Below are 24,644 nucleotides of genomic sequence, written 5' to 3' on the forward strand. Positions count from 1 at the left end.
GAATTAGTTTTTTATTTTTGGCCAGCCTATGTTCAAGCCCATTACCTTTGAAAATGAAAACTACCTGATCCACCCTTTCCGGCCCGAAGACCTGGAACGTTTTGGTCAAATCTCAAAAGAAGTATTTTGCATCCTATCCGATGATCATACTTTAAAATTCGTCCCCAATAAACGATTAAGTACATTTCAGGAAGCAGAACTATTCCTGCAAACCATGCTCATGAATGCCCATGCCGGGCGAAACTACCTTCATTTCATTACCGATAAAAAACTCAGCAAAGTCGTAGGCATCATCGATCTCATTTCCCCTCAGGTAGCACAGGAACATTACCAGATCGACCACTATCCATTCTTCATCGAATTTTACCTCAGCAGTTTTGCCAGCGGATGTTATCTCATGACAGACATCCTTCCGCCCATCGTAGACCAGATCCTGTCACAAGGCATTTCCAACATAGGCGCTGTAGTCAACCGTGATAACATTGCCGCAAAGAAAGTGCTAAAGAAAGCGCAATTCCGCTACAAAAACCCTTTCGATCCGGTTCAGGATTTTTATGAGATCACACAAAACCAAGCACTTACAAAGAGTTGTCCGTAGCCTCAAAATCAAATATTTCGTTATACTTGGGTTTCACAACCACCGTACCTTTTAAATCCATCAGGCCAACTTTTATAGCGCTCACTTCGTTATAATCACCATCCAGATCACCAAAACGGAGTAAGCCATGCTGGTACGAAATAAATCTTGTCTTTTTATTTTTACTCAGATCAATCAATGGTTTTTTGTCCAAACCAATAAAAGCAATTGGCTCATAGTCTACATTCTTCACAAAAAACAAACCATTGCCCAAGCTTGCAAATCCGTTATCACCAAGTGCAAGTATCTGCTTCCCTTTAGTATCAATTATAACTTTTTCATACGGGTTTTTTATGGAACTTGCCAAAAGATGTTTGCTATCCAGAATATCCAAACTATTCCAATTAAAGCCGAGTAACTGTTCTCCTTTGGTATTAATCAGGGCATATTCCGATTGTCCGTCATCCTTGCTGTCAAATCTTGCAACCGGTGCCATGCCGTAACCAAAGTCCACTCCCTTGGCAAGGATAGGTTTTACCACCTCTTTTCCTTTCGAATCTATATAGCCGTAATGCGGAACATACTCATTATAAAACTCGTGTATTTTGTAAACCATCACCAGGGCCAGGCCATTACTAAATGCCGAAATCTCCTTATAAGTTGGTGGTGCTACTACCTGCCCCGTTGTCGTAATAAGCCCATATGTAAAACTATCTTCAGCTTTTGCTTCAGCAAATGAAAAACTCGCCAACCCATTCCCGAAATTCGATTCAATATCATACTTAGCATCCGTAACCATTTTTCCCTGTTGGTTAATGAGCCTGCCAATACTTTTTTTATCGCTCTTTTTCGAATCATATTTCTCAAACACCTTTGCTAACCCTTTTTCAAAAGCCTCAGCACCTAAATATTGAAGCCTTATTACCTCTTCGCCCTTTAAATTCACATAGCCATAGCTTCCATTTTTTGCTACAACAGCAAGTCCTTGCGAAAAATAGCCCACTGTATCATACACCGCCTCAACCACCATTTTTCCACTCGTATTAATAAAGCCCCATTTGTCATTTACCTCCACTCCAGCCATTCCCTCGTTAAAGAAACTCACATTTGTAAATTGAACAGCAATTACCAATTTCCCCGCTGTATTGCAAAAGCCCCATTTGCCTGCCTTTTCAGAGTTGTCTATAACCTCAACGTTCACATTTTCACTTTGTGCAGTAGACATTTCCACTACCGGATATGATTTAGGGGTGTATTTTCCAATGTTTACCGGTACAAGGTTATTGTTCCACAAACCCGCATCGTCATAAACAAGCGGAACCACTTCATTGCCAGAGGCATCAATAAAGCCGCATTTGCCATTGAGGCGAACCTGAGCCATATATTTTTTGTCTTTTTGCGCAAAGGCGTAGGAAAAGCATGCCGGTAACAACAGCAGAAGCAGAAATTTAGCGTAATTTGATCGCATTAAATGTTTTTTAAGGATGATGTAGCTGCACTAAAGTTAAGCATCTTCTCCTTTATATTGCAAATGAGCCTCCGGATTATAAACTTCCAGTATAAAGCCAGGATTAGCCAGATCGTTAAATTCAAATTGTCGATACAAACCATGCGCATCACTGGTATTCAACATTTTTCTCCTCAACCTTTTCGACCACGGTTGCTCAAAAATATGAGTCAGCATCAGCTTCGATATCCCATTTCCACGAAATTCAGGCAACACCATAAAATCGGCGAACCACCCAAAAGTATAATAATCCGTAATCACCCTGCCAAATCCAACCTGCGCTCTTCCTACAAAAGCACCAACACAAAAAGAATTCGCTAACGATCGGTCTACCAGTTCATACGAAATACCTTTAGCCCAATAAGAATCCTCACTTAAGAATCGGTGTACCGTCTTTACATCCATATTCTCTTTACCTGTTTTAACAATAACTTCTAACATACTATCTGATTTTTAACACAAAAGTAGCTGGCGGCATTAAATGAACACAGTTACAGTTTTTTATATTTGAACAGACACAGTTATCTTTACCTCATGAAGCGCAACTTCCTGTATACAGAATTATCAAACAATATTGCCACGCTCATTAAAAACGGAGTTTTAAAAGAGGGCGACCGCCTCCCATCTGTCAGAATACTATGCACAGAACATGGCATTAGCATGAACACCGCAAAAAGAGTATTCCTCGAACTGGAGGCACAATCGCTCATCCAATCAAAACCACAGTCCGGCTATTTTGTAAGTCGCCTGCCCTACAAAAAGCTTCCACTTGCGCAGGTGAGCAGCCCTTCATTAATCAATGGCAATCAGGAACCGGAAGAATTGATTCGTAAAATCTACGCCAACACGGGCAACACAGACCTTACGCTTTTTTCCATAGGCGCACCCGCAGATCAGCTATTGCCCTTAGCTAAGCTAAATAAAGAAATCATCCTCGCCACCCGCTCACTCAGCCACAGTGGCACCGCATATGAGCCCTTACAAGGCAACGAGAAGTTACGTCGAATGATTGCAACACGTTCCTTAACTTGGGGAGGGAATTTTGATGAAAACGACCTGGTCACCACAGCAGGCGGAATGAATGCGCTATCCTTTTGCATGATGGCCTTATCAAAGCCTGGTGATACCATCGCAATGGAAAGCCCCTGTTACTCCGGCATCCTGCAATTGGCCCGCAGTTTGGGGCTAAAAGTAATCGAACTGCCTACCCATCCCATCACAGGAATCGAAATCGATGCCTTAAAAAAAGTAGTCTCCAGAATCAACCTCTGCCTCCTGGTTCCAAACTTCAACACACCCTTGGGCAGCTGCATGCCCGATGAACATAAAAAAGAAGTTGTTGCACTGTTGGCCAAACACGGCGTGCCGCTTATAGAAGACGACATCTATGGCGACCTGTATTTTGGTGCCCAGCGCCCTAAATGCTGCAAGTCCTTTGATACCGGGGGAACAGTATTATGGTGCAGCTCTATTTCCAAAACCCTGGCACCAGGCTATCGCGTAGGCTGGATCGCACCCGGCAAATACAAAGAGCAGATCCTTAAACTCAAACTAGTTCATGCCATATCCTCAACCACCATTACACAAGAAGCAGTAGCCAACTTTCTAAAAACCGGCCGATATGAAAATCACCTGCGCAAACTGCGTCAAACCTTGCAGTACAACTATCAGCAATATATAGATACCATAGCCGAATATTTCCCGGAGGGAACCAAAACCAGCCGACCGCAAGGTGGGCTTGCCTTATGGGTAGAATTTAATAAACGAATCAGTACCACAATCTTGTTCGAAAGGGCGCTGAAACAGAACATCAGCATTTCTCCCGGCAGGATGTTTACCCTCCAAAATCAGTTTGAAAACTGCATGAGGCTTTCCTTAGGCCTACCCTGGTCTGAAACCCTCAAACAAAAATTAAAATTACTTGGCAGACTGGCATGATCATAACTGATCAAAATACGCCGTCGTCTCCTCCAGTATAGAATGCATCAGTACCCCTGCTTTCCTGTGTTTCAATATGGGTGCTATCTGTCCACCCCAGAACAAAATCAAGTCCCATTTCTCCTGCTCTATGGCACCCTTTCTCAAATGCGACATAAATTGCGTCTGCAGCGGAAAAGGCAAAAAGCCATGCGCTTTATGGACCATATCCTTTGCAAGCCTGCTGATTATTCCCCTTCCCAACCTTCCGGTATAAGCACGCGACAAAGTAGTATACTTAGCCTGATCCGAGAACAGCATTTCCCTATGGATGGCCGTCGCGTTCGATTCCTCAGTAGCCAGAAAAGCAGTACCGATCTGAGCCGCATCAGCACCAAGTGCAAGCGCTGCAGCAACCCCCCTTCCATTGGCAATACCACCCGCAGCAATAACCGGAGTTTTCACCTTTTCCTTAATCAATTGAAGCAACACAAACGTTCCAGTCACAGACGATTCAGCCGAGGCCAAAAAAGAAGGACGATGCCCACCCGCTTCAAAACCAGAGGCAATGATCAGATCAACACCGGTTGCCTCCAATGCGATAGCCTCATCCAATGTCGTAGCCGCCCCTACGGTAACAATCCCAAGCCTTCTGCACTGCTCCAAAACATCCTCGTCCAGCAAACCAAACATAAAACTAAATACAGGTGGCTTTTGATGCAATATTACCTCCAGCTGATTTTCAAAACGCGATTTAAATGGCGCAGGCTTTTCAGGCAAAGCAACCCCCACCTCATCAAAATAAGGCTTAAACAAAGCCTGAGCCTGTTTAAACTGCTCATCAGAAACAGTCCCATCTACGGCATCCGTATCCGAAACCCATAAATTGATATTATAAGGCTTATTCGTTGCAGCCTTAATCTGCAGGTCTACCTCGATAATTTCCTGCGGACTCAATGTATAAGCCCCATAGCCACCTAGCCCACCAGCGTTAGACACTGTCGATACCAGCGCAACTGAAGAGAGGTTCCCTCCAAATGGTCCTTGTAAAATGGGATAATCAATCCCTAATATTTTCGATGCTCTTGTTTCGTACCACATCATCTTAAAATTCATTAATCATTGTACAACCGGCTCAGTGTCTCTCTCGAAACACCCAAATAGGCCGCAATCAGTTTCTTAGGCACCATATTATAAAGCTCCGGATACAGCTTCAAAAGCTCCTCATACCTATACCGCACATCATTATTCATAAAGGACAACAACCTTTTCTGAACAGCCACATAGCCCCTGTTCGTCCGCCACCTAAAAAAATGCTCTACCTTATGGATCTCATTACATAGCTTTTCCCGGTCACTATTGCTCAGGCAAAGCACTTCCGCATCGCTAATGCAGTCCACATTAACAGTGGCTTTGGTATGGTTATATAAGGCGTTAAAATCAGAAGCCCACCAGGTAGGCATGGCAAATTGCAGGATAAACATTTTCAGGTCATCGTTGATAAAGAAAGCCTTTAAACAACCCGAAACCACAAAGTATTCACAATCTACTTCATCGCCCTCCATTATAATGGCCTGTCCTTTTTTGAAGCTAAGTTTTTTAAAATGTGAGAAGAAATAATCAAACTGCTCATCAGTTAGAACAACCAATTTATCAATATGAGTTTTTAAAATTTCCTTGGCTTCCGATGGCATATCAGCTATATTTCATTGTACACTTTAAAGTTAAAGATTTAAATCTATTCGCTTACGTCTGTAAACATTTTGTTCACCATCATCCAGCGGTTATCAATCTTATGGAACGATAGCAGCTCGTCATAATTAAACTCATACATTTTAACGTGCACCTTGGCTACAGCAATCGTGTTGATCACCTCTACCGATATCACCGTTCCCTTAAAGGGCTTACCAGAATCTTTGGGACTTTGCCTGTTGGCCACACCATCAAGGTACTGGTCAAGCGTTTTAAAATAAGGCTGCCCTTTTATATCGGCAAACAACAAAGTACCCGGGTTTAAAACCTTCCGCAGCTTATCCGTATCACCTTCATAAATCCCTTTAAAATAATAATCTTCAAGTGCCTGGGTAATTGCCAATGAATCTTCTTTAGTAGTTTTCATTTTCTTTAGTTTTTATAGGTCAAATTAATTCAGATGATGCCCCGCAGCCATACCACCATCTACATTGATGATTGCGCCGGTTATAAAATTACTTCTGGCAACTAAATATACCATTTGTGCAATGTCTTCCACCTCACCAACACGGTTCAGCAAATGCAATCCTGCACTTTGATCCGCATCATCACCATGCATAGGTGTACGGATCACACCCGGAGCAACAGTGTTCACCCTGATGTTATGTTTCCCAAATTCCGCGGCAAGCTGTAGGGTAAGCGCGTGTATCCCTCCTTTAGAGGTCATTGGCGCGGTTGATGGGCCACCACCAAGTGCATGGTTTACCAGCGGAGTACCGATATTGATCACCACCCCACCCTGCTGTTTCAACATTTGTGGAATAATCGCCTGCGTAGTAAAAAAAGTACCCTTCAGGTTGGTATTTAAAAAGCGGTCCAGATAAGCCTCATCCACTTCCAGAAATGGTTTAGTCTCATAAATACCGGCATTGTTTACCAGTACATCAACAGCACCAAATTTCTCAAGGGCAATTGCCAAAAGCTGCTCACCAGTACTTTTATCTTTTACATTGCCTGCCACCATAGCCAGGTTCTCACCACCGCCAAGCTCCTGGTAAACCTGGTCCAGTTTTTCTGGGGTTGATGAATTGATCACTACATTATCGCCATTTTTCAAAAAGTGGCGGGCTATTTCTTTACCGATTCCGGAGGAGGCACCGGTAACTATTATGGTTTGCTTTTTCATTGCCTTATTTCTTATCGGCTGTTATACCTTTTTCTCTTAATACAGATACCTGTTCACCTGCAAAACCCCAATCATCAAGTTCTATTTCCTGAATCACCACATGGGTTAGCTGAGGGTCTTTATTCAATACATCTGTCATCAGATCTGTAACCCCTTTAATCAGGGCTTGTTTTTGTTCGCGACTAACTCCTTCGCGGGTTAGTTCAATTTTAATGTATGGCATGGCTTTATATTTTAGGCTAATACTGGTTGTACAGCTTTAGCGGTTACATCAATAGACAATTCAAAATCATTGTAGATGAGGGTATCGCCCAAATTCTGAAAGAAATTACCAGAGCGGAACTTCATTTCGTATTTAGTACGGTCAACTAACAGCTTGGTCGTAGCGCTTAAATTATCGCCATTTACCGCTATTGCTGCATCAAAATTGATTGGGTGAGTAATGCCTTTAATGGTCAGGTCAGCTTCAATATCATTACCAGAAACCGAGGTAATTTCCAATGTTGCTTCAGGATATTTTTCAATAGCAAAGAAATCATCAGAAGCCAGGTGACCGGCAAATTGTGCGTTCGTTCCAGGATCAGTAACATCCAGTATTTTGATAGATGCGGTGTCGATAATGAATTTACCACCTTCCAGTTTACCGTCGTTCAGAATAATTTCACCTTCTTTAATACCAATGGTACCATTGTGTGCTCCGGTTACTTTTTTGCCTACCCAATCAATATTACTTTGGGCAGCTAAGATTTCAAATTTTTGAGTTTTCATAACTTTTGTTTTTAATTGTACATCAAAGTTCTAAAGGATTTGCCCGGAAGTTGTGTGACCTACATCACCATTAAAATAAAGCTTGTTTTATGTGATCCAGATCACTATAAGAGAGCCACCTCGTATCACCCAAATTTGTTACAATAAAACAACCCAGAAAAGGTTGGCCCTTATACTATTTTTGCTAATTTAGAATGTTGCCAAATAAAAACAGGAGAATAAAATAATGACATTTTCCTGCACAATTATTGCAGGCAGCTAACGTTTAGACTGATAATAATTAATGGGGAAACCCTTTCTAATAACCCAAAATCAGAATTCAATGAAAAAACTGAGGTCAAAAGTAGTAAAAGCGCTCAAAAGAGAATTTACCTTCGAATGCACAATTTCAGCAAGAATGAATCAGGTTATTTTAGATGTTAAAAACATTGATTTTGAACAGCACCTTGGACAGTTAATTCAGCAAACTCAGCAAATCATTGACAAGTATTACCCTCAGAGAGAAGAACACCTTTGCCTTGTCATCAGACAAATGGACGGGAACCACCAGADTAYAYYKRAGATCTGGAAGTCGGTATATTAAACCAGATATTCACCCGGTAGCCTTCTAAACCTACCGAGGTTTAAATTGTAAGAATTTTTGTGATCCGCCATGATAGCTAAACTCATAAGCATTTCCACAAATTATATATCCTGTGTCTCCATTAGAGGTATAACCAGGTAGATATTTCACCGGTCCAAATATTTTATCTATTTTTTTCCAACTGTCGGTTGCAGGATTGTATTCATACACATAGTCGCTCAGATCTCCGGTATAACGGATATTCGTCGTTCCGCTCCCAATATATCCCTTGCCTTGTAAGCCAAATGAGAATCCAAGACAGCTTCCAGCTTCGTAAGGAATATCTGCGATTCTTTTCCAAGTTTGACTTGAAAAGTCAAAAGACCAGGCATCTTTACGAAGGTAGTCCAGTCCCAAACCAATACCACCTATGTAGTAACCCTTATTACCTATTATGAAAGTATTTGAAAAGCTTGTTGCCACACCGGGAAAATCAGGGAGTCTGCTCCAGGCATTTGTGCCTGGAGTATATTTCCACACCTCCGAAGACCTTCCATTTTTAACATCGCCTCCAACCAAATAGCCCGCTTCTTTGGTGCTAAAAGTGCTGCCACGCGAGGTATAATAACCCGGAAATGAGGCCACTATTTTCCAGGTATTGGAAGCTGGTGAATAGCAATAAAAATCATTAGAATAATTTCCATTCAAGATTCCCAAACCAATGTATCCTTTATCACCAGCAGAAAAACTAGTCGTAACCCACGCAGACACAGGGCAATCGGCCATTTTTGTCCATACACTAGTGGCGATGTTATATTTCCACCAGTCGTTCAATCCTAGGTTACTTTCTTTACCCCTACCCAATCCGCAATATATATTCCCTTCCAGAAAAAATGACACGGCTTCCGAACGCGCTGCACCTGGAAAATCTATTCTTGATTTAAAATATTTATAAGCAAAGTAATCTTCTTTAGACACTGCAATCAGATCTTTACCTGTCTGCACAGTAAGCTTACCTGATTCAGAAAGGTTTAGATTATCTGCTTTAACAACAAGTTCCGTTGTAGTTGCCGACACTACTTCTAACTGTAAATCCCCTATCTTAACGATGTTTCGGTCAAGAGTAGGGTTAAAATATTTACCGAATATCTTCAACCTCTCATCTGATAGTTCAAGATCCTCTGTAGGTGTTATTTCAGGGAAGTTTAAGCTCAGGCCAACCGGATTACTTTTTTGCCCATAAACACTTACATACAATGAACTATATCTTCCCATTATGCTTTCAGGAATAATGAAGTTGATATTATTACCTGTTACTTTAATTGGCTTACACACAATATCAGGTTCAATCAAAATACTGAAATCATCCAATTTAGCGGGCGCAGATTTATCCAGAGTTAATGTTACGGTATCACCCCAGGTATAAAGCTTTTCGGGTATTTTCAGTAGGGGAACTTTTGTACCTGTAGCCACAAAAGATGCTTTTGTACTGAAATGATAGTTGTTTGAGTCGTCAACATAAAATGCTTTCACATAATAGGTCGAATCTTTACTGAAACCCTTTAATTCATAATTTAATTTCAATAATGGGGTTGCAGAACTATAGGAATAAACGCCTGCTGATGACATTACAGGTTCCGAGTCTGTACTCCAGATAAAACCAGTTTCTTTTATGTGATCCAATGATAAGTTTCTCAGCTCAGCGTTAAAGTTCACTAAACTCCCTGTGTTAGTAATCGATAAATCTATTGATGGTAGCGATGAATCTCCAGGTAAGTCTTTCTTTTTGCACGAAAAGAAAAATAGGGCCATAAAAATAGCCAGACAGTAAAACTTCATAATATGATTGCGAAAATTTAAATAAGGTGACGAAGGTATATATTTAATAGGAAAATCATAACTTCTTATTCTTCAATATCCTCAAAAAGCTCACCCTCCCAAAAGTCAGGATCAACTTCTGTAAGTGAGTTTTTAAAATAACCCCAGCTCTGAAGACTATTCAGATACTTCAATCTGTCATCATTTTCGTTGTTAGCCCTAAAATAAGTGATCACCCAGCAGGCACCTATACCACATAAACCGGTTCGATTTCACATCAAAATGCCTGGCTAAAATAACCATGACGAGCACATCAATGTGGCTGATCATCAGTATCCCAAATATGGTAAAACCGGTAAATGGATAAATGTCCTGCGGACGGGAGCCATGCGAAATGATGATGTAAAAGATAATACCTATGATCACAGATAGCAACCAGGTTAGCCGGTTCATTCTTTTTACAGGTAATTTCTCTTGCATATACGCAAAGTTACTGATTTGAACATCTTTAACATCAAATTAGTCACTTAAGCGGGCAAAACCAAGAATGAACGAGAAAATATCAAGCCCAAATTATTTGCTTTTCTGCTTAAACCTTTCGTAGTCTATAATCTTCTTCGTCAAGATCGCCTTTCTTGCAAGTATACTTTCCACTTGCGTATCTGCAGCTTCCAGTCCCTCCATCGGATCACGGACTTCGATCTTCTCAATCCATTTCGGATCCAGATTGTCATACCGTTCATACATTTCCATGAACTCTTCAGGACTGAACCATCTTTTCACCGATGGCTCAAATACCCATAGCCTTTGCTTAAGCGCATTATTAAATATTTTTCTGATCAAATCTATTGTTCTAACCGTTTGCTCATACTTACCTGAATATTCAAATAACGGTTTATGTTCTCGTTGAGGTCTGTTGCCCATATCAGTAAAATTGAATAAACAAATTTACTAATATTTTTAGTAATATTTCAAAATTAAATCATAAAAAAACATTTTTTTAGCATTCACAAACCTGTGCCACAGCCAATCAGCATACATACCATTCCTTCTCTTGTGCTTTATCCTGCGATAAACACCCTGGCCCTCTCTGCTACCTTCTAAATTTGTATTCCCTTCAATGATTTGCGGCAAGCCGCGAAACACGTTTGTTTACGTCATCAAATGGTTCTAAATATGGTAAATGAACCATCATGAAAAATGATGGTTCAAAAGGGTTCTCTATTTGCCTGACTTTTTCCAGCAAAATATCAAATAGTTCCTCAATCAGCTGAGGAATTCCCAACGGCGTATAAGCCGACCTGCTAATCCCACCTGGGATAGAGCGAAGTCTTCCCTGAGCCTGAGGATCAGGCAATAAGTTATTCGCTAGCATCGCATGAAGGTTAATAAAGTATATCTGTTATAGCCAATTTCTTCGGCCGCCTGAACGATAAACTCAATTGCATCTTCATTAGGGATTTTTTTAAGGCTATTAAAATTTCATCGTGAACTGGACTTGCTATTACTTTCTTCATAGTATCGCGACACATATCAATATACTGTTGCTGCTATCCAAGTTACTGCGACCTCAAACTCGTCGCCGGATTCATCATTGCAGCCTTCACAGACCTGTACCCGACAGTCAAAACCGCCACAGTCATGTTTACCAAAATTGCCAGCATAAAAATCCCTGCCCCAATACTGATCCGGTAAGGGAAATTCTCGAGCCAGTTATTCATCACCCACCAGCCCAGAGGCGCAGCAACTACAAAAGCAATCAGCAGCAAACGGGTAAACTCCTTACCAAAAAGCCATACTATGCTCTGCACACTGGCGCCCAATACCTTGCGCACACCTACTTCCCTGGTTTTTTGAGCAGCCATAAAAGATATCAATCCGTACAAACCCAAACAACCGATCAATATCGCAATACCGGCAAAAACCTGTATCAGATTTAATATAATCCGGTCGCGATCATAAAACTTAGCAATCCTGTCATCCAAAAAATCATACTTATACACATTATTCGGGTACACCTTAGCCCATACGTCCTTCATAGCACCAAGAGTAGCGTTCATATTCGCCATATCCACTTTTACCGCACAAGCGCCATAATTATCGCGCAAAGTGGTAATATAAAGCGCATCAATACCCTGGTGGAAAGACTTATTATGGAAATCCTTAACCACTCCTACCACTGTGCCCTTATAACCATTCATGACTGCAGTTTGCCCAATAGCCTCCTGATTTTTGGCCAAACCCAGCTTCCTCACAGTAGTTTCATTAACCAGAAACTCACGCACAGTATCCGAAGGCATCAGGTTACGTCCGGCAAGGATTTGCAAATTGAACATCGAGGCATAATTCGCATCTCCCGCTTTGGTTGATATCCCAAACTCCTCCGACTTCGGCCGGGAACCAAACTGAATACTAGTACTCGGCGCGAATTCAGAGGCCGGTGCATCACCACAAAACGTCAGGCTTTCCACCCCCTTTATTCCCGAAAGTTCGGCTTTAAGCGAACTCAGTTTAGCAACCTCATTATTTGGAACCGGAAGCATCACCACAGCATCCCTGCGGAAACCCATATCAGCCTGTCTCGAATAACGCACCTGACCAGCCACCACAAGCGTACCGATAATCAGTAACTGACAAATGGCAAACTGCATAACCACCAAACCCCTCCTCATAGAAATACCACCCGCATCCTTTTGAGACAATTTACCCTTCAAAGCCAGCACAGGTTGCAGACCGGCGAGGATCAAAGCCGGATAAGAGCCCGAAAGCAAAATCATCACAAGAAACAAAGCCAGCAAAAACAGTAGCATATAAACATCGCTGAAAAGATGAAGTTTCACCTGCACATCAAAAAGCTGGTTTACATAAGGCAAACTTAACTCAGCCATAATTAAAGCCAATACCATAGCCAGCATCGTAATAGCCGCAGTCTCTACCATAAACTGCCAGAACAACTGCCAGCGTTGAACCCCCAGAACTTTCTTAATCCCAATTTCAATAGAACGTTTCAGTGCCTGCGCAGTAGCCAGGTTAATAAAATTCACACAAGCGGTGATGATCAGGAAAACGCCGATTAAAGACAATGCCCAGAGATTCCTCTTCTCAACCGGACCATTAAGATTAGGATTAAAGTGGATATCTGAAAGCGGCTGCGCCCTGAATTGAAAATACTTGGCATCTTTCGCATTATAATGACTGTTGGACATGGCAATAAGTGCCTCTTTTATTCTGACAGGCGTTACACCCGGTTTAACCAGGATAAAACACTGCAGACTTCTGCTCACACTAAACCACCAGTCCTTCTCAACCATCCACGGACTGTGCTGTTTCAAATGCTCAAAAGGCACGTAAATTTCCTCAGGTCGATCGGTATTAACAGGCAGATCTTTTAGAATCCCTGCAACTGTCACACTAAATATATTATCTACACGGAAGGTCTTTCCAATAGGATCTGCCCCGCCAAAATATTTCTTAGCAATTCTTTCCGTAATCAAGGCTGTATTGGGCACACGCAATGCCGATTGCTTGTTTCCGCGGACCAATGGTAAGTCAAGGATATCAAGAAACTCCGGCTCAGCAAAAGCTACAGGCTCCTCAAACTTTGCTTCTGTCCCATTGGCCGAAGGAATAGCAATAACCCTATCGGGAATAGCCGCCACACTTGCAACCTTTTCCGCAAGCGGATAATCACTTCTAAAGGTCTCCGCAAGCGGCGAGGTTACGCCCGTGTTGTAAGTGAGCTCCTCCCCATGAAATTCCGTAGTGATCCGGTAAACCCGATCCGCTTTAGAATGGTAACCATCAAAACTCAGGTGATACATCACCAAAGCAAATATCAGAACAGCAGAGGCGATCCCCAGTGCCAGGCCAAGCACATTGGTAAGTGCGTATGATTTATTGCGCTTCAAATTCCGGAACGCGATCTTGAAGTAATTTTTCAGCATAGCTATATTTTTTAATCAAAATCAGCATTACAACAACATAGCCATAAGGTAAAAAATCCTTTTTTAAGCCGCAAACGCCAATTTCACGGCAAATCACTTGTGCGAATATGAACACCACTGTCCGAAATCAAACAACACCTACTCTCCACCGTACCTCCGTCATTTTGGCTACTACATTCCTCAATATGGCCACATCCACCACCCAACTTCTGCTGACTTTTGTACATCACATTTAAATAATGACAAAATGAAAAAGACAGTTTTTATTACAGGAGCATCTTCAGGCTTAGGAAAAGCCGCCGCCAAACTATTTCAAAGTAACGGCTGGAACGTTATCGCCACAATGCGCAATCCCGACAAAGAAACAGAATTGAATACACTGGAAAATGTAACCTTGCTATCATTAGACGTTACCAATGTAGAACAAATTCACAACACAGTAAAAGAAGCAATAGCAAAACACAATATCGATGTGGTATTAAACAACGCCGGATATGGATTGGTAGGTGCGCTGGAAGCGATCTCAGATGAGCAGCTTGTGAAACAAATTGACACCAACCTGTTGGGAGTGATCCGCGTTACCCAGGCTTTTGTACCGTATTTCAGAGAAAAGAAAAGCGGATTATTCCTGACCACTACTTCTATTGGCGGCCTCGTAACTTTCCCTCTAGATTGTATTTATCACGCTACAAAATGGGCTTTGGAAGGTTGGAGCGAAAGCATGTCATTTGAATTAGGCCTTTACAACATTGGCATCAAAACCATCGCACCCGGCGGAATTAAAACCAATTTTGCAGGAGATTCTTTAGCTGTTGCTCACCACCCTGCTTACGAAGAAGGATTGGGTAAATTATTTGACCTGATGAGTCCCGACAACTTTGAGCCTGTAGAGCTAATTGCCAAAGTGGTATACGAAGCTGCTACCGATGGTAAAGATCAACTAAGATACGTTGCCGGAGAATTTGCCAATCAATTATATGCAAGACGTCTCGAAATTGGTGCCGAGGCAGCAGTAAAAGAGATGAACAAAATGGTGTTTGGAGAATTAGTAAATTAGCACAATGAAGAAAGAAGCAGACAACCTTTTAAGGATAAATTCAATTTCAGAACTGCACCGGATGCTGGGCTTACCTAAACCCCTGCATCCGTTGATCAGCCTTGTAGACAATTCCACAATGGTAATGAACGAAGCCTATATTAAAAGTTCTTTTGTGTTCAATTTCTACAAAATATCTTTCAAAAAGACATTGAAAGGAGTATTCGGCTATGGTCAGGGATATTATGATTTTGATGAGGGTGGTATGATATTTACCGCTCCTAATCAACTGCTCTCAATTATCGGCGACGATAAAGAGTACGAAGGTTTTTCATTGCTTGTCCACCCCGATTTTATCCGAAATTACCCCTTATGCAAGAACATAAAATCGTACGGATTTTTCTCTTACGAAGCCAATGAGGCATTGCACCTGTCTGATAAAGAAAAGACAACTATTTTGGGCGTTCTGGATAACATTCAGCAAGAATTAAACGGTACTATTGACGATTTCAGCCAGGACCTCATGATTTCTTATATCGAGGTATTGCTGAATTACAGCAATCGCTTTTATAAACGGCAATTCATTACCCGTAAAGCGGTAAACAATGATTTGCTGGTAAAAATGGAAGAGGTATTGAGCAGTTATTTCGACAAAGAGGAACCATTGGACAACGGATTACTTAGCGTGGAATACCTCGCTCAGCACCTAAATGTTTCGCCAAGATATCTTAGCGACATGCTCCGCTCCCTTACCGGACAAAATGCCCAGCAGCATATACACGAAAAACTGATTGAAAAAGCAAAGGAATTTCTGTCGACATCCCATTTAACAGTAGCAGAAATAGCCTATCAATTAGGCTTCGAGCATCCCCAATCGTTCAGTAAAATCTTTAAAAAGAAAACCAATATCACCCCTCTAGAATTCAGAGCCTCATTCAATTAAAAAACCGCAATGGACATCAAATCATTTATATCAGACTGGATTAGTCTGAGCAATGCTTTCGATACAAATAAATACCTGCAGAAATATAACCCGGATGCTATTTTGGACGATCCTTCCGTTGGCAGAAAATTTATTGGACACGCTGGCATCAAAGATTATTTTACAAGCTATTTTATCGGCTACAATACACACACCCGATTGATAAAACTGGACATCAATAATAACGAAGCGCATCTGGAGGTAGAATTTACAGGGGAATTTCCAGAGAGAAAAACCGGTGGCATATTCGACATGACATTTAAAGATGGAAAGATAGCAACCGTAAAAGCAGATTTAATTTAAAAAAACTCAAAAGAAAATGGACAACAATAGTTTCGACCAAATCATAGAACGCGCTTTAGCGCTTAGAAAAAAATACCACGAACTTGAGCTTTCTCACCACGGTACCGAATGGAATGTAGAAGAAGATGCCTTAGCGTTTTTAACCGATGCAGGATTGGTTGGCCGCCATACCATGTCGCAACAACAGCGCTGGCCAAAAGCCGATACTGATACCGAACTGGAACACAAACTAGGCGAAAGCATCTGGTGGCTCATCGTTTTAGCCGACCGTATGGATATTGACATTAAAGAAGCCCTGGGCAATTTCCTTACAAAAACGGAAAACCTCCTGAAATAAATCCTATTTACGATATTTTTTGCCCGGCTTCCTACTTGGGTGAAATACAGCTAGGATTAAAATATCGTTGGTTTTCTGATAAATCTTATACACAATAATATATGGAAAAACGTCTACTTTACTTCCCCTACAGTTACGCTTTTTAATTTGATAGTGCTGTGGGTTTTTGGAAATGAGTTTAATCTGTCTTTCAACTGACCAACTAAACGATTGCCCAACCCTTCTAAGTGCTCTTCATACCATTGATAAGCTTCTATGTACTCCTTTTCAGCAGCAGGATGGAAACTATTATTATAGCTCATTAACCCTTCACTGCCAATTTAGCCTTCTGTTTTACCACTTCCCAAGTCGAAGTTTTAACCTTGCCTGACTCATACTCATCAAGACGCATATCAATTTCCTTTAGAAAATCTTTGTCTTCCCATAAATTGATCTGCTCATTAATTTCTTCTTCAACCATTGTATATATTGCTTTCACCTTCTTTTCATCGGCATACCGGATATAATATATAGTCTGTCCCTAATTGCTGTAGCGGCCATAGTTGCTGAGTTATTAATCAAAAACACACAGTATCAGACTTAAGGTCAAGCAACAGCACTTTTTTACATTTCCCCCAAAAAAGAAATATAATCTTTAGTACTCTCTTCAATTCTTGCTTCAGTTGCATCATGCTCCGCTCCGTAAAAAGCAAAAAGTGGTTTGTAATCTGCCTTGATATAATCAAACGTTATCTCAAACGGAGCGGTGAGTTGCTTCAGTGTATATTTATACCTTCCTCCAGAACGGTAATCCTCTTCATTTATACCCGCAGCAATACTCAAAGCTACTTTCTTACCGGCTAGCTTGTACCCGCTGCCTTTGCCATATGCCCAACCATGGGTTAATACCAGATCCAGCCATCTTTTTAAAAATGGCGGACAATTAAACCAGTAAAAAGGAAACTGAAATATGATTTTATCGTGTGCTGCAACCAGTTCCTGTTCATGCGCAACATCAATTTGCTCATCCGGATAAAGGGCGTGCAGATCATGTATGGTATACTTTTCAGGGTATTTATTTAATTCTTCAATCCATCGCTTGTTGATTACCGAATTTTCGAGATCCGGATGTATCACAATCACCAAAGTCTTCATGCTATAATTATTAAGAGTTATGCGTTTAAATTTGCGATACAAAGATCAAGCTTATAAAGCGCTGCTGAAATATGGGGTTAATTAATCCCTATTGACTTAAACCATCAGTTTAGTACTTTTGAATTTTAAAGAAAATCATATGTATCAGCGAAAAATTCCCATCGATTATAATTGCGGCCTTATTGTAGCCATGGAAGTTGTAGGTTCTAAATGGAAATTTTGTATACTCGATGAAATTTCAAAAGGAAAAACCCGTCCCAGAGATCTGTTAAATGCTATAACGGGTATCACCAGACGCGTATTACAGCAACAACTAAAGGAATTGGAATTTCATGGAATGATTGGAAAAACAAGCTATGCTGAAGTTCCTTTGCGTGTTGAATACCACCTCACCGAAACCGGAAAATCCCTTCTCCCGCTAATCTCTGCCGTTGATAAATGGGGATTGGAGTTCGCTCCCCAATTAAAAACCGTTCTGGAAACCACCCCAACATCCTAGCACACTCGTCATTCTTCCTCGTCATCTCGATAGGAGAGATCTCTTGTTTATGCCGTCAATTTGCTTCGTAAATCTCTCCTAACGTCGAGTACGAACTAATGCAATATCCTTTACCTCCCTTTCATCCCCCCAGCCTTTTTATAAAAACCTTCTGACAACTCCTTCTTGCCCAAATTCTTATAATAATCACCCATTGCCTCATAAGATTTATAACTATTCGGATAATTTTTCAAATTCAAATCAAGATACTTCTTTGCTCTGTCAAATTGCTTAGACCCCATCAGTTCATGAGCCACCGCATTTATCAACTCCCCCGGAGGAGCAACTTTATACCCTAATCTCTTGCCAACCATCTCGTAATGCGCTGCCAGTTTTCCATCCTCACTGTAATCTGGAGCAAAGAACCCCGGGAAAGGAAAACTGATCCCATAAAAATTATAAATAAAACCCATGGCATCAATAATGCCAGGCAAAGCAACACCTCCATGATCATAATCAGGATAATATTTCGATTGGTAAATCAATGGATGCGCACCTATTATCGATTTAATGTACTGATCAAAATTCAACTCTGAACGCATAGGCAGGGTTCTGAGATTCGTATCCGTTTTTAGCGCCTCTATCGACAAGCTTTTGTCCACTGAATGCGCAATAGCAAGAAAAACACTCGTATTAGAATAATCTGCAAGGGTAAGTTTGCTTTTTACGGAATTGATCCAGCTTTCCTTTTCCCACCAGGTGGTCGGGTCGAGCACAACATGGTTCTGGAACAATCCCTTATGATTCAGTAAAGCATTGATAGCAGCCAACCCCCCAAGCGAATGACCTATTATGGTGCGATGCGGAGCTGCAGGGCAAATGGAATCTATATGTGGAATAAGTTCTTTTTCAATAAACCCAAGAAACTTTTCGCCACCACCGGAACTGGCTGCCATGCCAGCAGGAACAAGAGGAGGGTTCGGCCAGTGTGTAGGACTCAAATCTCTCATCCGGTCGGTATTGACTATACCTACAACGATGACCTTTGGACTTGAAAAGTTCCCACTGCCTCCGCCTTTGCTTTCGGAAATTGCGGCTATCGTTTGAAAGTATGAGCCAGCGTCAAGCACATAAATAACAGGATACTTCTGGTCCGGTGCAAATTCGTCCGCTGGAGTATCCGGAAGATGGACAAGAATCTCTCGCTTTTCGCCCAGTATCTTGGAATAGATGCTGTCCCGAAAGCCTAAAATCAGTAACTTCTTAGTTTGGGCGACTAAGAAAAATGTTGAACTTACAGACAGTCCGATGGTTAAAATTAGCGTTCTCATACCGCAATAATAGTATATGAGAAAACATGCCTTAAACAAATGTGACGAAACCCCGAAAATATGTGACCAATTGAAGAATGAAGCTACAGAACGCTATTTTCCTATAAATATAACACTTCTTCTTCCTAACCCACTTCGTCATTCTTCCCGTCATCTCCTTTGATTAACCAAAGGAGATGACGGTGGCGGCCCCTCTACACCCCCTCTTTACAACTTAACCTGCAGCGTCAAATAAAACGTCCTGTTATCAGACGGCAAAATACCCGGCCCCGGATAACCATCTGCCCTGCGCGTAAAATACTTTTCATCCAGCAGGTTATTGATACTTCCAGATAAGGTAAACAACTTCCATCTGTAGGTTGCACTAAGATCCATTACCTGATATGCAGGTACTACCCCATCAATTGCCCGGTCAGATCTTTCAGCATTAGTCGCATCAGAATATTGTTTACCAACATGAGAAAACTGGTAAGCAACATCAAAGCGTTTGTTGCCAAAAGAAATACCCGTACGAAATAAAATAGGCGGAACAAATTCAACCAGATTATCCTTTCGCACCGATGGGTCTAAACTGGTAATATATCTCGCATCTATCAATGCAAAATTGGTATAAACGCTAAGTTTATATTTACTGGTTCCTTTACTAAATGCTTTCAACAAGTCCCCTTCTATCAAACTCTCAAACCCTATATTGCGACTGTCGCCTATGTTTTTCCTAAGGCGATAGTTCTCCAGATTATCAGCGCTTTTTGTGTTTACTGAACCAATGCGTTTATTGTATTTCAGATAAAACAAGCTCAGGTCGTACCGCATCCAGGAGTTCACATTACCTCTTATACCGCCATCAATGGTATACCCCTTTTCATCTGACAGAGTAGAATCGACGCGGGCATTCGGATTGACAACTCTAATATCGTTAAAATTCACACTACGATAGTTTTGTGAAGCATTGGCATACAGCTCAATGCCTTGCATCGGCTTATAAGAAGTCCCCAAACCGAAAAATACGAACGCCCGGTTATTTGTTTTCTTCTCGAAATTCTGGATGTAGTAAAAGTCATCATAAGGACTTGATTTAGTAGCATAATACCCATCTGCTTTAGTAGAAATAAACTCGAACCTCGCGCCCGGAGTAACGCTCCATTTTTCAGTCAGCTGAAAGATATTCTCGGTAAAAACCGCCACATTTGTTCCCGGAAACTCATATCCTGAACCACTCGGGAAGTCCCCTCTGTATTTAAACGTTGGGCCGCTGCCATCATCTGCATTACCTTGATTGCGCAGGGTCAATCCCTTATAAACCCTCACACCCCCTAAAAAAGTACTGGGCTGATTGTTTACTAATTTATACTGATGCAGTAAACGTATCTCCGAGCCATAATTCTTAAAGGTATCATCAAGTAAATCACGCTGAACTCCCGGGTCTGGCCTGTTGATATAACTTAATATACCCAGTGCCTGTCTGCTACCATGTAGATAATAACTGCGCCAGTTAATTTTAGTATGATCATTGAATTCATAATCAAGAGTAACGCTAGCCAGATTCCAATCTACCTTGAACCAGTTTCGGGCCCTGTTAGATTGGCTTGGGTTGGCTTCAAACTCATCATCAGTTAAGCCGCCCGGCAACTGCGCCAGATAGTGCATGTAAGTATATTCCCCGGTTACTTTGAGCTTTGGTGTAAACTGATAATCTAAATGCAAATAAGCGCCATTTTGGTTAAAACCACTGTTTGGACGCCAGCCATCACCACGTTTGTATTGGTAGTAAGCATAATAATTCAGCTTTTTTATCGTGCCGCCAATACTGTTAAAGGAATTAAAAAATCCATAGGAACCTGCGGTTTGACGACTGGTAACTTCCATCGGCTTATCTGCAGGGCCTTTTTTTAGCTGGAAATTTATCAGACCGCCGAATTGCGTCCCATACTGCAGACTGGCTGCACCTCGTATAATTTCTATCCTGTCCAGTGCTTCAGCCGGTGGCGTATAATAACTTTCCGGATAGCCTAACGCATCAGCACTAATGTCATAGCCATTTTGGCGTGTGTTAAAATTCGATACACGGCTTGGATTTAATCCACGTCCCCCTATACCAAGTTGCAGACCGCCACCGTCGTACTCAATAATATTGATCCCCGCCACGCGGCTATAGATCTGTCGGGTGTTGTTGGTTGCCAGATTCGCATTCAAGCTGCCAACGTTAACTACTTCTGTCTTTTTGCCGGCATAAATAGCAGTCCCTTCAACCTGCCTTAAATTGCCGGATGCCATTCTTTCAGCACTGTCCTGTACGTTCACTTCATCCAGTTGTCTGGTATCTGCATCTGTTAAAACAATGTCAAGGGTAACATTGCCATTTACACCAATCTTTTTACTGTAGTTCTTTGCACCCAGAAAGCGGATGCGCAGCTCATATTCTCCGGTTGCTACTGTTTTAAACTCAAAATTACCCTGTTCATCACAAGCGGCCTTCAAACCTCCGGGAACAAGACTCACAGTGGCACCACCGGCAGCTTGATCGTTGAACTGAACGTGACCACTGATGGTATAGCTTTGTGCAAATGCATTAAAAAAGCAAAGATTTAGTAGTAGAACAAGAAATATTTTACCAAAGGTGTTATTTTTCATTTTTAACGGGGGGTAATATCCAGGTATAATGGCGCCAGCTAAGTGGTTGCCTGGATAGATCAATAGTGGGGTTAGTAAATGGGCCTGAACGTGCTCCGTTGAGTGCCACATAAGATTCTGCATAAACGGCCGGATCTTTAAGTCCTCGCTGCTCATATACCGATGCCAGGTAATGCGCATAGCGTAAGATCAGGTCCGGTTGGGTACTCATCATCTTATCTTGTAAAGGAGTAAGAAATTCATTGTTATTGACTTCATAAGTTTTTCCGGTAGAAGGTTCTTTAACGTAAAAAAAAGTATTGCCCGATTTTTCCATCAGCATTACGCGCCACGAAAAACGATAACCCTCTTCATACCAGAACAACTGGCCAGGATAAGCTAAAAACCGTAAGGGAACAACTAATTGAATAGCAAAATAGAGGCCTAAAGCACACATAAACATCATGTTTACGCGCACAGGCAACTTATAAAAGCTATTGTTGGAACTAGATTTCCCCGGGCCTTTAATCCGATTCAGTAACTTTTGCTGAGCGGAAGAGCTGAAGAAAATAAARCTGMANWTGATCWYKRYRKWMGNSGNAWCANTMMMWAWAMYYKGWMWGAAYWWARYWSWKRMYMAAYRKAAGCCGATCACAAAAACATAGGCTATGGGACGGGTCTTCTGGCTAACTAAAAAGAAAGCGATAAAAAGATCGTATACCGCACCAAACCAGCTGAACAAGTAAGCAACCCAGCTTTTGTACATCAGGCTGCCGATCAGCGGCAAATGGCTTTTGGCGGGCAGCCAGATTTTCATGGGTGTAGCGCCCAGCAGCCAGTCAGGACTGAGTTTGGCAAGCCCTGCAAAAAAGTAAACTACCGCAATTTGCAAACGGATGATACCAATGGTCCATAATGGAACCATATCACGCTTTAAATCAGGCCATATTTTTACATCAATGGAAAAATACCGGTTTGCAGGCAGCCAGATCATTAAAAATCCAACCAGACTAATAAAGTAATAGTGATTGAGATAATTGGTCGCATCAATCAACTCAATATAGGTAAAGCTCAGGAAAAAGGCCCCCGCTGTAATGCGATAGAGAAAGCCTGCCGCCATTCCCAGAGCCGAAACTCCAGCCAGCAAAAAAAGCAGGTGCATCCCCGTATCTCCAAGTGGATGCACCCACTCAAATCCCCAGTAACTAAAGTAAAACCGGGGCGTGACATACAAATCCATTATCCAGCCATTGAGCCAGAAACGCATAATTCCGGCAAACATCATTAACCCAAAAAGCACCCTGAAAATAACCAGTGGTGCAATAGGTACAGGCTTTTGAAGATGATGATTAATCACCATCCGTATCCTGGTAGGTAATACGCACGCCTGTTGCCGAAGCTACGTCTGTCTTGATCAGTGTCAATAGTATCTGTATTTCACGGTAAGCCGCTTCGATTTCTGTTTTCTGACTAACCAAAGCAGTTGAGAACGGATCAGATACGGCATTCAATTTTGCTATAGCCAAATCAAACTGTTTAAGCACATCGTCACTTAATGGTTTCTTATTTAAAGCCACCAGGTAATCAGACATCCCCTTACCACTGTTGTTTCCGCTAAACATCTTTTTAAGGTTGGTTAAGTTTGCTACCGCCAGTGAAACAGATATCCCGGCATGATAACCTTCTGTTTTATCCGGATATTGAACTCCTCCCGACTGTTTACCAAAAGGCCATCCAATACGGGGTCCCTTCATCTGATCCATTTCAAAGGCGAACTGGTTGATCAAAAAAGCAATAGGACTACTGGCATCCGAACGCGTATTTTGTACAAATTCTGCCCTGTATGTATTTTTCCAGGTAGTGACTACACCACTTGTAAGCGTTTTCATTCGCGCAAGCAGATCCTGTACATATTTTTTACGGTTAGCAGCACTGCTACCACTGAATTTGGCCAATGCATCCTGGGCAAACAACACATAATCAAGCGAAGGGAAACCCTGCTGATCGATGGTGGAATTTTGCGTCAGATCATAAGTTCCACGGGTAATGTTTCCGTCAATTACCGCGTTATCTGCAGGAAAAGTATTCAGAAAATTATTAAGTAAAACCCGCTCTGAAGGGCCAAACTGATTCACTGATACCTGCTCATATTGTAGATATGCAGTCTTAAATGCAGTTTTTAAAGTTTGTTGGTTACCCGCATTCGGAGTAGTAAGAAACGTATTTGCAGCGGTTTCCAGCTGAGTAATCTGGTCCTGCAGCCCCATATATGCGGGAATGATCAAATTGTCAGCATAGTTCGTTAGCATACCGGCTTTATCAAAACCATCTGCTTTTGGGCCATTGTCTGTGCCTGATTTTTTGGAGCAGGCAATGATGAAAACTGTAAGTGCCAGTATCGTGGCTCCCATGCCGTATTTGATTCGATTGATATTCATATTCTTTAACTTAATGTATTAACA

The 24,644-nt window shown here is 41.6% G+C and carries 27 protein-coding genes and 2 pseudogenes; 8 read left to right on the forward strand and 21 right to left on the reverse strand.

All coding sequences use genetic code 11. The features are described from left to right. The first annotated feature begins 28 nt into the window (after positions 1-28). Complete coding sequence (locus N824_RS18710) at positions 29-598, forward strand: GNAT family N-acetyltransferase (protein ID WP_048906669.1); 570 nt, start codon at positions 29-31, stop codon at positions 596-598. Here the strand turns inward: N824_RS18710 and N824_RS18715 are convergent. Then, positions 579-2,045, reverse strand: a complete 1,467-nt coding sequence (locus N824_RS18715) for a WG repeat-containing protein (protein WP_048906670.1) — start codon at positions 2,043-2,045, stop codon at positions 579-581. The genes N824_RS18710 and N824_RS18715 overlap by 20 nt on opposite strands. Positions 2,046-2,081: 36 nt before the next feature. Then, a complete protein-coding gene (locus N824_RS18720; protein ID WP_048906671.1) occupies positions 2,082-2,525 on the reverse strand; it encodes a GNAT family N-acetyltransferase in 444 nt (147 codons plus the stop codon). 93 nt (positions 2,526-2,618) lie between these two features. Between N824_RS18720 and N824_RS18725 the strand changes: the two genes are divergently transcribed. Continuing rightward, the gene (locus N824_RS18725) at positions 2,619-4,022 is read left to right on the forward strand and encodes a PLP-dependent aminotransferase family protein (RefSeq protein ID WP_048906672.1); all 1,404 of its coding nucleotides are present in this window, start codon (positions 2,619-2,621) and stop codon (positions 4,020-4,022) included. Here N824_RS18725 and N824_RS18730 read toward each other — a convergent pair whose 3' ends face one another. Genes N824_RS18730 through N824_RS18755 form a run of 6 tightly spaced genes read right to left on the reverse strand, consistent with a single transcriptional unit; the run spans position 4,023 to position 7,647 of the window. Next, positions 4,023-5,105 (reverse strand): nitronate monooxygenase family protein, encoded by a 1,083-nt coding sequence (locus N824_RS18730; RefSeq protein WP_048906770.1) that lies wholly within the window; start codon positions 5,103-5,105, stop codon positions 4,023-4,025. Between the two features lie 11 nt (positions 5,106-5,116). Then, positions 5,117-5,695: a Crp/Fnr family transcriptional regulator gene (locus N824_RS18735; protein ID WP_048906673.1), complete on the reverse strand. Its 579-nt coding sequence runs from the start codon at positions 5,693-5,695 to the stop codon at positions 5,117-5,119. 44 nt (positions 5,696-5,739) lie between these two features. Then, positions 5,740-6,120 carry a nuclear transport factor 2 family protein gene (locus tag N824_RS18740; RefSeq protein WP_048906674.1) on the reverse strand — a complete coding sequence of 127 codons (381 nt, stop codon included), beginning with the start codon at positions 6,118-6,120 and terminating at the stop codon, positions 5,740-5,742. A gap of 24 nt (positions 6,121-6,144) precedes the next feature. Then, positions 6,145-6,879, reverse strand: coding sequence for an SDR family NAD(P)-dependent oxidoreductase (locus N824_RS18745; protein ID WP_048906675.1), 735 nt, complete (start codon positions 6,877-6,879; stop codon positions 6,145-6,147). Between the two features lie 4 nt (positions 6,880-6,883). Beyond that, positions 6,884-7,102, reverse strand: coding sequence for a 4-oxalocrotonate tautomerase family protein (locus N824_RS18750; protein ID WP_048906676.1), 219 nt, complete (start codon positions 7,100-7,102; stop codon positions 6,884-6,886). A gap of 11 nt (positions 7,103-7,113) precedes the next feature. After that, a complete protein-coding gene (locus N824_RS18755; protein ID WP_048906677.1) occupies positions 7,114-7,647 on the reverse strand; it encodes a YceI family protein in 534 nt (177 codons plus the stop codon). 322 nt (positions 7,648-7,969) lie between these two features. Here N824_RS18755 and N824_RS18760 point away from each other — a divergent pair. Further along, positions 7,970-8,230 (forward strand): annotated as a pseudogene (locus tag N824_RS18760) (hypothetical protein). A 30-nt stretch (positions 8,231-8,260) separates the two neighbouring features. Here the strand turns inward: N824_RS18760 and N824_RS18765 are convergent. The 5 genes from N824_RS18765 to N824_RS18785 all read right to left on the reverse strand — a co-directional run bounded on the left by N824_RS18765 (position 8,261) and on the right by N824_RS18785 (position 13,971). Further along, positions 8,261-10,048 carry a kelch repeat-containing protein gene (locus N824_RS18765; RefSeq protein ID WP_048906679.1) on the reverse strand — a complete coding sequence of 596 codons (1,788 nt, stop codon included), beginning with the start codon at positions 10,046-10,048 and terminating at the stop codon, positions 8,261-8,263. 198 nt (positions 10,049-10,246) lie between these two features. Next, positions 10,247-10,507 (reverse strand): hypothetical protein, encoded by a 261-nt coding sequence (locus N824_RS18770; protein ID WP_048906680.1) that lies wholly within the window; start codon positions 10,505-10,507, stop codon positions 10,247-10,249. 93 nt (positions 10,508-10,600) lie between these two features. Next, positions 10,601-10,951 (reverse strand): hypothetical protein, encoded by a 351-nt coding sequence (locus tag N824_RS18775; protein ID WP_048906681.1) that lies wholly within the window; start codon positions 10,949-10,951, stop codon positions 10,601-10,603. Between the two features lie 193 nt (positions 10,952-11,144). Continuing rightward, on the reverse strand, positions 11,145-11,426 hold the full coding sequence (locus tag N824_RS18780; protein WP_306413909.1) for a Fic family protein: 282 nt from the start codon (positions 11,424-11,426) through the stop codon (positions 11,145-11,147). A gap of 160 nt (positions 11,427-11,586) precedes the next feature. Then, complete coding sequence (locus N824_RS18785) at positions 11,587-13,971, reverse strand: ABC transporter permease (RefSeq protein ID WP_048906683.1); 2,385 nt, start codon at positions 13,969-13,971, stop codon at positions 11,587-11,589. Between the two features lie 247 nt (positions 13,972-14,218). On the opposite strand from N824_RS18785, the gene N824_RS18790 reads away from it, so the two are divergent. The 4 genes from N824_RS18790 to N824_RS18805 are packed head-to-tail and all read left to right on the forward strand — an operon-like array spanning position 14,219 to position 16,629. Then, on the forward strand, positions 14,219-15,028 hold the full coding sequence (locus N824_RS18790; protein ID WP_048906684.1) for an SDR family oxidoreductase: 810 nt from the start codon (positions 14,219-14,221) through the stop codon (positions 15,026-15,028). A 4-nt stretch (positions 15,029-15,032) separates the two neighbouring features. Next, the gene (locus N824_RS18795) at positions 15,033-15,950 is read left to right on the forward strand and encodes an AraC family transcriptional regulator (RefSeq protein WP_048906685.1); all 918 of its coding nucleotides are present in this window, start codon (positions 15,033-15,035) and stop codon (positions 15,948-15,950) included. Positions 15,951-15,959: 9 nt separating this feature from the next. Beyond that, a complete protein-coding gene (locus tag N824_RS18800) occupies positions 15,960-16,292 on the forward strand; it encodes a nuclear transport factor 2 family protein (protein ID WP_048906686.1) in 333 nt (110 codons plus the stop codon). Between the two features lie 16 nt (positions 16,293-16,308). Then, on the forward strand, positions 16,309-16,629 hold the full coding sequence (locus N824_RS18805; protein WP_048906687.1) for a MazG-like protein: 321 nt from the start codon (positions 16,309-16,311) through the stop codon (positions 16,627-16,629). A 3-nt stretch (positions 16,630-16,632) separates the two neighbouring features. Here the strand turns inward: N824_RS18805 and N824_RS38530 are convergent, their stop codons facing one another. The 4 genes from N824_RS38530 to N824_RS18815 form a co-directional block, all read right to left on the reverse strand. Beyond that, positions 16,633-16,812: a type II toxin-antitoxin system RelE/ParE family toxin gene (locus tag N824_RS38530; protein WP_084498391.1), complete on the reverse strand. Its 180-nt coding sequence runs from the start codon at positions 16,810-16,812 to the stop codon at positions 16,633-16,635. After that, positions 16,743-16,931: a hypothetical protein gene (locus N824_RS18810; protein ID WP_048906688.1), complete on the reverse strand. Its 189-nt coding sequence runs from the start codon at positions 16,929-16,931 to the stop codon at positions 16,743-16,745. Before N824_RS18810 ends, N824_RS38530 begins: the two co-directional genes overlap by 70 nt. Next, positions 16,931-17,089, reverse strand: coding sequence for an addiction module protein (locus N824_RS31390; RefSeq protein WP_161662338.1), 159 nt, complete (start codon positions 17,087-17,089; stop codon positions 16,931-16,933). The genes N824_RS18810 and N824_RS31390 overlap by 1 nt, the downstream gene beginning before the upstream one ends. Before the next feature lie 143 nt (positions 17,090-17,232). Beyond that, a complete protein-coding gene (locus N824_RS18815) occupies positions 17,233-17,763 on the reverse strand; it encodes an NAD(P)H-dependent oxidoreductase (protein WP_048906689.1) in 531 nt (176 codons plus the stop codon). Between the two features lie 139 nt (positions 17,764-17,902). Here N824_RS18815 and N824_RS18820 point away from each other — a divergent pair, with 139 nt between their 5' ends. Next, complete coding sequence (locus N824_RS18820; RefSeq protein WP_048906690.1) at positions 17,903-18,262, forward strand: helix-turn-helix domain-containing protein; 360 nt, start codon at positions 17,903-17,905, stop codon at positions 18,260-18,262. A gap of 110 nt (positions 18,263-18,372) precedes the next feature. Here the strand turns inward: N824_RS18820 and N824_RS18825 are convergent, their stop codons facing one another. From N824_RS18825 to N824_RS18840, 4 genes and pseudogenes are all read right to left on the reverse strand, one after another. After that, positions 18,373-19,572 (reverse strand): alpha/beta hydrolase-fold protein, encoded by a 1,200-nt coding sequence (locus tag N824_RS18825; protein WP_048906691.1) that lies wholly within the window; start codon positions 19,570-19,572, stop codon positions 18,373-18,375. Positions 19,573-19,779: 207 nt separating this feature from the next. Further along, positions 19,780-22,203, reverse strand: coding sequence for a TonB-dependent receptor (locus N824_RS18830; RefSeq protein WP_084498392.1), 2,424 nt, complete (start codon positions 22,201-22,203; stop codon positions 19,780-19,782). Beyond that, positions 22,193-23,542 (reverse strand): annotated as a pseudogene (locus N824_RS18835) (HTTM domain-containing protein). Before N824_RS18835 ends, N824_RS18830 begins: the two are co-directional and overlap by 11 nt. Further along, complete coding sequence (locus tag N824_RS18840) at positions 23,532-24,620, reverse strand: imelysin family protein (protein WP_048906693.1); 1,089 nt, start codon at positions 24,618-24,620, stop codon at positions 23,532-23,534. The pseudogene N824_RS18835 and the gene N824_RS18840 overlap by 11 nt, the downstream one beginning before the upstream one ends. Between the last annotated feature and the right edge of the window lie 24 nt (positions 24,621-24,644).

The sequence above is a fragment of the Pedobacter sp. V48 genome, assembly GCF_000523515.1.
Taxonomy (GTDB): domain Bacteria; phylum Bacteroidota; class Bacteroidia; order Sphingobacteriales; family Sphingobacteriaceae; genus Pedobacter.